The organism is Pseudomonas rosaeacicularis, assembly GCF_057128745.1.
This window is the reverse complement of sequence record NZ_JBSKHT010000013.1, coordinates 225179-233604: the sequence shown is the minus strand read 5'-3', so window position 1 is coordinate 233604 and position 8426 is coordinate 225179. Positions and strand designations below refer to the sequence as shown.

5 protein-coding genes are annotated in these 8426 nt (G+C 56.2%); 1 reads left to right on the top strand and 4 read right to left on the bottom strand.

The annotated features are described in order from the left end of the window. Nucleotides 1-611 precede the first annotated feature (611 nt). Both ACWKWM_RS18470 and ACWKWM_RS18465 read right to left on the bottom strand, forming a co-directional pair. Nucleotides 612-1073: a hypothetical protein gene (locus ACWKWM_RS18470; RefSeq protein WP_483847516.1), complete on the bottom strand. Its 462-nt coding sequence runs from the start codon at nt 1071-1073 to the stop codon at nt 612-614. A 392-nt stretch (nt 1074-1465) separates the two neighbouring features. Further along, complete coding sequence (locus ACWKWM_RS18465; protein WP_483847515.1) at nt 1466-2494, bottom strand: bile acid:sodium symporter family protein; 1029 nt, start codon at nt 2492-2494, stop codon at nt 1466-1468. A gap of 97 nt (nt 2495-2591) precedes the next feature. Between ACWKWM_RS18465 and ACWKWM_RS18460 the strand changes: the two genes are divergently transcribed. After that, entirely contained in the window at nt 2592-3398 is an 807-nt protein-coding gene (locus tag ACWKWM_RS18460) for an AraC family transcriptional regulator (RefSeq protein ID WP_483847514.1), read from the top strand. Nucleotides 3399-3483: 85 nt separating this feature from the next. Here ACWKWM_RS18460 and ACWKWM_RS18455 read toward each other — a convergent pair whose 3' ends face one another. Further along, entirely contained in the window at nt 3484-5739 is a 2256-nt protein-coding gene (locus ACWKWM_RS18455; protein ID WP_483847513.1) for a hypothetical protein, read from the bottom strand. A 141-nt stretch (nt 5740-5880) separates the two neighbouring features. Next, nucleotides 5881-7902, bottom strand: a complete 2022-nt coding sequence (locus tag ACWKWM_RS18450) for a hypothetical protein (RefSeq protein ID WP_483847512.1) — start codon at nt 7900-7902, stop codon at nt 5881-5883. Nucleotides 7903-8426 lie beyond the last annotated feature (524 nt).

The following is an 8426-nucleotide window of genomic DNA, read 5'->3' as shown; positions in this document are numbered from 1 at the left end:
CTAACAACCCGAAATCCCATGATGCTTCCTTAAGTTGAAACTCCTACATCATGGTCCATAAATATTGAGCCACAACAGGCTTGCCAGCGATGGGCTGCGCAGCGGCCCTGATATAGGCCGCCTCGGTGAATCAGACACACCGTATTCACAGATTTTGCTGCCGGTACCCGGCAGATCGTCGGCAAGCCAGACTCCTACGCCTTCGGCAGAAGCTGTTTGGTTTTCGCCGCGCTGACGGACCGTTTGTTGGAGCGAGGCTTGCCCGCGAAGCTGACGATGCGGTGTTTCTGCACGATCAACGTTCTGATTCTGGCCGAAGGCCGTAGGAGCGTGGCTTGCCAGCGATGGGCTGCGCAGCGGCCCTGAAATCAACCACCTCGGGTGAATCAGGCATACCGCATGCATATGTTTTGCTGCCGGTACCCGGCAGATCGTCGGCAAGCCAGACTCCTACGCCTTCGGCAGAAGCGGTTTGATCGTCGGCAAACGGAACGCCGCCCGGCCAGACTCCTACGCCTTCGGCAGAAGCTGTTTGGTTTTCGCCGCGCTGATGGACCGTTCGTTGGAGCGAGGCTTGCCCGCGAAGCGGACAATGCGGTGCTTGTGCACGATCAACGTTTTGATTCTGGCCGAAGGCCGTAGGAGCTTGGCTTGCCAGCGATGGGCTGCGCAGCGGCCCTGATATCAACCACCTCGGGTGAATCAGGCATACCGCATGCATATGTTTTGCTGCCGGTGCCCGGCAGATCGTCGGCAAGCCAGACTCCTACGCCTTCGGCAGAAGCGGTTTGATCTTCGGCAAACGGAACGCCGCCCGGCCAGACTCCTATGCCTTGGGCAGAAGCTGTTTGGTTTTCGCCGCGCTGACGGACCGTTTGTTGGAGCGAGGCTTGCCCGCGAAGCTGACGATGCGGTGTTTCTGCACGATCAACGTTCTGATTCTGGCCGAAGGCCGTAGGAGCTTGGCTTGCCAGCGATGGGCTGCGCAGCGGCCCTGATATCAACCACCTCGGGTGAATCAGGCATACCGCATGCATATGTTTTGCTGCCGGTGCCCGGCAGATCGTCGGCAAGCCAGACTCCTACGCCTTCGGCAGAAGCGGTTTGATCTTCGGCAAACGGAACGCCGCCCGGCCAGACTCCTATGCCTTGGGCAGAAGCTGTTTGGTTTTCGCCGCGCTGACGGACCGTTTGTTGGAGCGAGGCTTGCCCGCGAAGCTGACGATGCGGTGTTTCTGCACGATCAACGTTCTGATTCTGGCCGAAGGCCGTAGGAGCGTGGCTTGCCAGCGATGGGCTGCGCAGCGGCCCTGAAATCAACCACCCCGGTGGAACCAGACACACCGAGGTCACAGCTTCGCGAGCAAGCTCGGCTCCAACAGTCCAGCGTAGCGTCAGGAGTAGCGAGGTGGCAGCTTCGCGGGCAAGCCTCGCTCCAACCAGGTCCCTAGCTCCAACTGCGGAGTTACGCCGCTTGCGCATCCTCAATCGCTTCTTTGGACAACTGCTGCTTATGCTTGGTCGCATAGGCCTCGGCCATCACCGAACACACGATTAGCTGCAGCGGGTGGTAAATCATGATCGGCAGCAAAATCAGCCCCAATCCAGGGTTATCCCCAAAGATCAGCGCGGCCATCGGAGCTCCCGCCGCCAACGACTTCTTGCTTGCGCAAAACACCGCGGCCACTTTGTCGGCGTGATTGAATTTCAACAGTTTCGCCGTGCTGGTGGTCATCAGCAGAATCACCGCCAGCAGCACCGCGCTGCCGATGAAGGCGATCAAAATCACTGTGTCGCCCTGGGTCTGCCACATCCCCGAGACCATCGAATTACAGAAGGCCGCATACACCAACAGCAAGATCACGATCTTGTCGATCAGGTTGGTGTACTTCTTGTGGCGCGCGAAAAACTTGCCTAACAGCGGGCGCAGCAACTGCCCCAGGACCAGCGGCAGCAGCAACATGATGCACAGGTCCAGCAGCGTCGAACCCAGATCAATCCCACCCGAACCCGTGCCGACCACCAGGCTGACCAGCCAAGGCGTCATGAAAATCCCGAACACGCTGGACATGCTGGCGTTGAGGATCGCCGCCGGCACATTGCCGCCCGCGCTGCCGGTCAATGCGACAGAAGAGGAAATCGTCGAAGGCAGCGCACACAAGTACAAAAAGCCCAGCATCAACAACGCCGGAACGTGGGAGCCCAGCAGCTTGTTGCTGATGACCCACAACACCGGGAACACCAAAAAGGTGAAGAGCTGCACCATGATGTGCAACTTCCAGTTCTTCAGACCGTGCTTGATCTGCTCGCTGGACAGGTTCACCCCGTGCAGGAAAAACACCAGAAACACGCCCACATTGATCACGATCTCGGCATGCATGCCGCCGCCGGTTGCGCCAAAGGAGGGAATGAAATATGCCAGCAGCGTCGCGATCAGCATGCCCAACAGGAACCAGTCGGTGACGACGCGCTTGAGGTGTTTGAATACGTGCATGGAAACACTCGCTGTTGCAGTAGGCGGATTTGTAAAAATGAATGTCTCGCAGGCTAACTCAATCGTAGACTGCCGTCTTGCGACACAAGGCCAACTCATGCCGACTAACGGACACTTTTCAACCCGCCGCTCAGACGCCGAACGACACATCCCGACGCTGACCGATTTGCCGCGCCCGGTTTACGCGCGCGCCGAAAGCCTCAGCGCAGGTTCTTGGACGCCAACCCATCGCCATGACTGGGTGCAGTTTTCATACGCCATCAGCGGCGTGCTGGGCGTACACACTCCACACGGCAGTTTTTTTGCGCCGCCGCAGTGGGGCGTTTGGATTCCGGCGGGGCTTGATCACGAAGTGGTGACGTCTACCCGCGCCGAAATGCGCAGCCTGTACGTGCGCAAGGACCAATCGCTGTGGGCGCCGGACCGCTGTCGTGTGCTGGAAGTCACGCCATTGGCTCGCGAATTGATCAAGACCTTTTGCCAGATGCCCCCGGATTATCCACAGGTCGACTGCGGTGAAGCGCGGCTCGTTCAGGTTTTGCTTGATCAGCTGGCGCACCTTCCCGAAGTAGGCTTTTCGCTGCCGCTGCCTCGACATCCCAGGCTGCTGGCGCTGTGCAATGAATTGATCGAACAGCCGGGTCATCCCATCACCCTGACAGAATGGGCCGAACGCCTGAACATGTCCGAGAAAACCCTGATGCGATTGTTCCAGCGCGAAACCGGCTTGAGCTTTCGCGGCTGGCGGCAGCGGGCGCGTTTGTTGTCGTCGCTCAACGCGCTGGAGGAGGGCGCTAGCGTCACCCACACCGCGCTCGCCTGCGGCTACGACTCGACCTCGGCGTTTATCGCGGCATTCAAGGGGTTGTTCGGGTTTACGCCGGGGGAATTATTTCGGCAATGAACGCAGAAGGTGTAAGGCGACTGATCTATTTACAAAGCCAATGAATCAGTCACCTTTATCTCTGTCATTCGCTATCTCAGCGACGTTACTTGGTGAGTTTTATAAGCTGTATGATGCTTCCCCCTTTTGTGTCTGGAGTTAGTTTGACTAGGCGGATGCCCGGTGCGGCAAGACTAATATATCGGAACACATTGTCAGTTGCGCCTAGATGCTGAGTGTCCAGTATCCGGTTGTTGACATCGTAAAGCTCAAAAAGAGTGGGCTGACCTATCCACAACAACTCAATCATCGAATAGGTATCCTTCAATCGGAGCTCAACTGTTTGGATGAAAGGTGGGCTAGAGTTATCCGTGTAATGGAGATAGCCTGCGTATCGCAAATCCTGGCTTTCCGATTGGTGGTATATGCTCGCAAGGGCCTGAGGGCTTCCATTAGTAACGGCTATCTCCATGTAAGGAGTATCAATAGTGCTTCCACCTACCGAAGCCTGTTGAGCTGGAATGAACTCAAAGGTTTCAAGCAAAGCACTGACGCGAAGCCGAAGAACGGGAAACAAAGTTGCATCCGCCTCACTGGAGGAACCATCAAGTGCAACGCTTGCTGTGACAATCAGTTCGCTACCGTCCTTAAGTCTCTCTAGCAATATCTGGTTTATATTCAGTGCAATGCCGGCAATGACCTCGCGAGGACCAGTCTTTGTGCCGTCCAATAATTTCAAATCGAGCGGTGAGTCATTAGCGTTGGTGCCAAATAGGCTTATCCACACTGATTGGCCTAACTTAATGGAAGGCCACGGTGCCAAAGTTAAGTGAGCATCCGTCTTTAGCGCTACAACGTCCAATATCAACCGCGATGTATCGGCTTCAGTGATTTGTGGTGAGGGTAGCGTAGCGGCGCCTTGAACGGTATAGGCCTGATTCTCCGATGGCCGGGTCAACCCGGTTTTGATGGACTGCACCCGGTAACTGAGGGTCAGGCTGCCATCCGCAATGGAGTCCAGGTAACTGCGCGGTACGGTGAAGGTCGCGGGGGTATTTTCTTCGCCATTTTTGACCGTGTAATCGGCGGTATAAACCACTGACACTCCGCCTTGGGTCAGGCCTTCCCACAGCAGAAAAATAATGTCCTCGGGCGTTTTGCCCACGTAAGGCAACACCCGGACGACGGGATCCCCCGTCAATTGCCCCAAGTCGATCAACGGCCCGGTCACGCCATCGATGCTCGGCGCGGCCAAGGGCATCGCCGTGCCGTTGACGCCGACGGTGGTGCTTTTCGAGCGGCGGGTTGCGCCTCCGGCTGCTGGCGCGACGCTGTATCTGAGCACCGCCTGGCCGCCGGCGATGGCGTTGACATCGGCGTTGGGCACCTGAAAATTCAGCGGCACGGCGGTGTTCACCACGTCTGTGGGGCCAAGAGTCAGGCTGACGGCTTCACCATAGGGCGTCTGCCCCTGCCAAATCAGCGTTACTTTGTCTCCGCGCGCAATACTGGGGTAAGGCAACACCATCACCTGAACAGTGTCGGTGCCCAACGCGATAAGGTCGATCAGCTCGACAAACTCCCCTTTGACCAGCACCAGCGGGGCGGGTGGCGCATTGGGGTCGACGATGACTTCTGCATTGGCCGGCGGTGAGACCAGTGAGTAGTTATTGACCAGATCACGGATCTCGTAATTGATCACCAGCGCTTCGCCATCGCCCGCCGCGACCAGTGTTTCCCTGGGGACGGTGATGATCAGCGCGTTGCCCACCTGACTTTGCGTCAACGGTGGTTGCACCAGGCGAATGCCATTCCACATCACCACCAGTTCATCGCCCAAGGCCATGTTTTGCCAGGCGGGCACGGTCACGGTGACGGCAGTGTCCGGGGTGGTGATGAGTACCGGAAACACCACCGGTGGGCTGAGCCGGTCGTTGAGGTACGGCGTGGAGGTGTCGGTGTCCAGACCGCCTGGGATGGTCATCTTCACCAGCACAGTGCGATGAGGGGACTCACCAGTGCCTGTGCCAAGCGGGTCGTAGACGGTGTAGTAGGTTTCACCTGCGGGTTCTTTGATGTCCTTGGGGAAGACATTGAAGCTGATGAAGTTGCTGTCGAAATGCGACTGCTCAAGAGGGAATTTCTGCACTTCCACGCCATCCCAAAACAGCGTGACCAGGTTTCCGATATGGGCTTCAGGCGTATCCAGTTGCGCCTGAAGAACAACGGGCGCGGAAGGATCGTTCAAATCGTCGTGACCCAATCCAACACGGGTTGTCCCAAAATCGATAACGGGGATGGTCAGCGGTTGAAAGGCTAAAGTAGCGAATGATCTGGAGCTGGGCGGCTTTTGGTTGCTCATGATCTTCTTCCTTGATGTATTGGTTGCGGCGTGATGCAAAAAAAAGTGATCAGGCGCCGTGCAACCTCCGAATAATTTCTGTTGATTATTAGATCGGTATCAGTTGCGCCCGCACCTTAAGAACAGTGCGGGCGCACTGCGTTAGTTGCCGTCGATGGAGCAGATTCCGGTATGGCCAGGAACATCTAACGCAATCCTGATAAACAGCTGTTTGGCGTTGGTGGTGCCGCTGGCATTGGTAAAGGAGTAGTCCGTCGTTGACCCGTTACGACAAATGGCGCGAAGAATCGGGTTGTACGGCAAATCTATTTGGAAAAAGCCTGCGGTAAACTCCTCGGGCGTCAGGACGTGATCGGTTATCAGCACTTCAGTGCTAGGAATTTCCGGTCTTGGCGGGCTCCCTGGTAGCGGAATCGAGATGCCGCCTGACCGTCCCACAAACCTCAATGTGAGTGTGTCGCCGGCTGCAATGTTAGTGACATTAGTCAGCGGAATTCGGATCGGAGTTCCGTCAAGCCCACCTGGAGATGCTCGATTGATCAGCTGAGTGCCCGTGTCTTCGGGGAAGACAGCGACGGGAAGCTCCACTCCATTACCTGGCAAAAGTCCGGTTGATTCCACCAGAATGACCTTCACTGGCGACAGTGCTTCTGCCAGGTTTGGCGGTGGCAGTATGTCTCGAAGCACGCTATAGGTGACAGGAATGCTACCGGTACCGAAGCCGGTGATGATGGAGCCCGGGATAGTGATAGTAATGTCTGCACCCGCGTTTGCTGTCGTGATCGGGGTCGCAGGCGTTACAAGCGTGCCACCCCAACTGACTTGGACGCGGTCCCCGGCCAGCCAAATCTGTTGTCCATCGACACCCCGAAACGGAATGGTCGCCGTCGCATTGAGTGCTGGGCCAAAATCTGTCGGGGGAATTCTGTCGTTTGCGCCACCCGCGCTGACCAGCGTCAGCGGCAACAGGTTTTCGTGTACCGGCGTGAGAGGGTCCGGATCAGGTGTCGGGCCGGGGCTGCTGAGGTTGACGTCAACCAGCGTCAGTGGCGACAGGCCGCCTGTCAGCGTGCCGCGCTGCACCTCATAGCGGACATCTTTGTTAATCCCGCTGCCCTCAGCAATGACATTGGCGTAAGGCAACAGCACTGTCGCAAGGGGCTCAATCGAAGGGTCTGCTGTGTCGGCGGCAGTCAGAACGTAGGGCGGCATCCGGGTGTTGCCCCACAACACATAGATACGGTCACCCGCAGCAGGGTTATCGAATTGAGGGATTTGAACTTCGACCAGTGCGGCAGCGTCTTTTTGTGTCACCACGCCATGGTCGAGAAAGTCGGGCACGATCGGCGCAAGAAAATTGCCAGGGGCACCTGTCAGAAGGACGTCAATGCCAACAACCGGTGAGCGCGTGCTGATGTTTCCGGCGATGTCAGTGATGTTGTAGCCAAAATACTGCCGCACATTGCCAAGCGCCTCCATCTCGCTGACCAGAAAGTAAACCACCAGACCGTGGCCGCCAGGAACCGTGACTTCGTCGCTAAATCTCGCCGGCAAATAGCTGCCGTCGGCAAGAGCTTCGGAGGTACCTAACCACAAAGTGACCTTGTCACCCAGGTCCTCGCCGTACCATGCGGGGAGAGTGACTTCAATGCGATCGCCAACGACATCTGCCAACGTGATGCCGGACAATTGGTCTTCGGTAAATTCCAGAATGGGCATTTCACTTGCGGCGCTGCCCCCAGGGGCTTCCCGGTCTAAGACGATTTCTACCTGCAAACCTGAGAGCGCATCGCCTGTCCCCAACGGGTCCAAGACTCGGTAGTCCAGCTTCATTGTTTTGCTCTGTCCCTGGCTCGGGTATTCGGTGACGGGCAGCGTGAGCTCGTACACAGTATTCGGATCTGTTGCTTCCGCGAATGTCACGATGTGAACAGGCCCGATAGGCCTCGGGATAACGCGATCTGTCACTTCATAAAGCTGAATCTCATATTCTTCCGCGAACTCAGCCGGGTCGTTAGGGATGCGGATGATAATGGGGGCCGCGAGTGAGCTTACCGGCATAATGCCGTCTCGCAGGACCTCATCAGGCAGCAGCAGGGAAGGCAACGCGAGTACGCCTGCGTTTGTTCTTTTGACGGTAGAATACGTTTCGAACTTAGTCATGCTGATGGTGCTCCGTGATGAAAGTTATCGAGCGTCAATATCCACTTTGCAGGGATAAGTGCTCGGGCATTGCGGATCCATGTTCAATGCAGAGAGACGGTAAATTTAGCGGTCCGGCCTTGTGAGTCGTGCAGGCCATTTCACTAATACGGCAATTGATACCTCCCCTCTAGACGCTTCGTCGTTTAAACGAAGAGTGCTAATTTTTAGTAGGTTTTTTTGCCTGTGTCACCTGTCAAAAATGACAGTAAAAAGCACGGGCATTCAGAGGTGGCTCATGAATACCCCGTCTTTGCCGGTTCAGGCCGCTGTAAATAGCGTTAAGAGAGTCGTTTTATTTCGAATTAGTCTAGTTGCGTATATAGCGAATGGAGATAATTGTAATCGCGAGATGTTTTAAGGCGCATTAGTAGTGGCTGCTATTCTTTTTTAGGAAATTTCGCTATGTGCAAATTAATAAAGCGAATCCATAAAGTCAGCATGTCCTGAGCATTCGCCTTGAGTATTGAAAAAGGGGGAGGTGA